The sequence below is a fragment of the Candidatus Erwinia dacicola genome, from assembly GCF_001756855.1.
In the GTDB taxonomy this organism is placed as follows: Bacteria; Pseudomonadota; Gammaproteobacteria; order Enterobacterales; family Enterobacteriaceae; genus Erwinia; species Erwinia dacicola.
Genome location: NZ_MAYS01000539.1, coordinates 1 through 1729, shown reverse-complemented (window position 1 = coordinate 1729; position 1729 = coordinate 1). Strand labels below are relative to the sequence as shown.

1 protein-coding gene and 3 pseudogenes are annotated in these 1729 nt (G+C 57.0%); 1 reads left to right on the top strand and 3 read right to left on the bottom strand.

From position 1 onward, the window contains the following. Nucleotides 1-219 (bottom strand): annotated as a pseudogene (locus BBW68_RS17115) (helix-turn-helix domain-containing protein); the annotation flags it as partial. A gap of 116 nt (nucleotides 220-335) precedes the next feature. On the opposite strand from BBW68_RS17115, the pseudogene BBW68_RS13560 reads away from it, so the two are divergent. After that, nucleotides 336-575, top strand: a pseudogene (locus BBW68_RS13560) (phosphate acyltransferase); the annotation flags it as partial. A 38-nt stretch (nucleotides 576-613) separates the two neighbouring features. On the opposite strand, the gene hemF reads toward BBW68_RS13560, so the two are convergent. Together hemF and BBW68_RS18095 are read right to left on the bottom strand one after the other, a co-directional pair. Continuing rightward, entirely contained in the window at nucleotides 614-1519 is a 906-nt protein-coding gene (hemF, locus tag BBW68_RS13555; protein WP_070135751.1) for an oxygen-dependent coproporphyrinogen oxidase, read from the bottom strand. Nucleotides 1520-1631: 112 nt separating this feature from the next. Continuing rightward, nucleotides 1632-1729: pseudogene (locus tag BBW68_RS18095) on the bottom strand (IS6 family transposase); the annotation flags it as partial.

The window sequence follows — 1729 nt, the reverse complement described above, 5'->3', positions numbered from 1 at the left end:
ATGCATCCTGCGTTTGCCGGCAGCCTTGCGGCGGCTGGTGCTGAGCTTCTGCGCTACCGCAGGCTGGTAGCCATCTACAGAGCGATTACGGCGCAGTTCCCGCGAGACTGTTGACTTACAGACGCCTAACCGGCGACCAATCTCGGCCTGACTAACTTTGTCTTCACACAACAGAGCTATCTGGTATCGTAATCCTTCGGTTCACTGCTGATATTTCATAGTTACTCGCTCATCTTTAGTCGGAAGAGCAGGATAGCTTATCGGTAGCTAACCGTCCCTCCATCTACATGACCGAGCGTTGCACTTATTATCTGAATTCGCGGAGTATTCGCTAGGATCTGATGCCGGACAGCCCGCTAAGAGACTCGGCTAACATTCTGATTATGCCAAACGTAGAGGCGGCGCGAATCAGCTACAACCTGCTGCGCGTCTCCTCCTCCGACGGCGTAACGGTCGGTCCGGTGTTAATGGGAATCGCCAAACCGGTTCACGTGCTGACGCCGATCTCTTCGGTGCGGCGCATCGTCAATATGGTGGTGCTGGCGGTGGTGAAGGCGCAAACAGCACCGCTGTAACCATTAAAAAGGCCGGGTAAGATGCCCGGCCACTTCCTTTAAATCCACTCGCGGGGGACGATAAAATCGCTGTACAGCGCGGCTTCCGGTGTGTCGGGCTGCGGCTGATAGTCATATTCCCAGCGCACCAGCGGCGGCATCGACATCAGGACCGATTCGGTACGGCCGCCGGTTTGCAGACCAAACAGCGTGCCGCGATCCCACACCAAGTTAAACTCCACGTAGCGCCCGCGGCGATAGAGCTGGAAATCGCGCTCGCGTTCGCCCCACGGCATCGCCTTGCGGCGCTCAACAATTGGCAGATAGGCATCGGTAAAGCCATTGCCTACCGCCTGCATAAAGCCAAAGCTCTGGTCGAAATCCGGGGTGTTCAGGTCGTCAAAGAACAGCCCGCCGATGCCACGTTGCTCGTTGCGGTGCTTGAGATGGAAGTAATCATCACACCATTTTTTATAGCGCGGATAGACATCTTCGCCGAACGGTTGGCACAGATCGGCAGCGGTCTGATGCCAGTGCACCGCATCTTCTTCGAAGCCGTAATAAGGGGTCAGATCGAAACCGCCACCACACCACCACACAGGGTCGACGCCTGGTTTCTCGGCAATAAGAAAGCGCACGTTGGCGTGGCTGGTCGGGATATAGGGATTTTCCGGGTGGATCACCAGCGATACGCCCAGCGCCTCGAAGCCGCATCCTGCCAGCTCCGGGCGGTGAGCGGTGGCGGAGGCCGGCATCGCATCACCGTGTACGTGAGAAAAATTAACGCCAGCCTGCTCGAACACCCAGCCTTGGCGCAGTACGCGACTGCGCCCGCCGCCGCCGGGGCGATCCCAGCTGTCTTCGGCAAACCCGGCTGCGCCATCGGCGGCGGCCAGCTTGCGACAAATTTCATCCTGCAGGTGGAGTAAAAATTGCTTAACTTGGGCGATATCCGGAGTGTTCATTAGCGAATCCTGTGGCAAAAGACGCGCGGATTATACGCCATTTGGCTCAGCCTGTGCGCCTCGTCGCATCATACTCGTCAAAAAATGAGCCAAAACCGGAAGGTTGACGCTAGTACCAGCGCAGCCGCTTTTCCATCTCAGGTGCAGAACGCTGAACCCATCGATAAATCGTGGTGTGATCAACATTTACCCCTCGCTCAGCCAGCATCT

Bases quoted from the DNA above. Each gene is read 5' to 3' on its own strand.
- hemF (WP_070135751.1), bottom strand. From the start codon at position 1,519: ATGAACACTCCGGATATCGCCCAAGTTAAGCAATTTTTACTCCACCTG.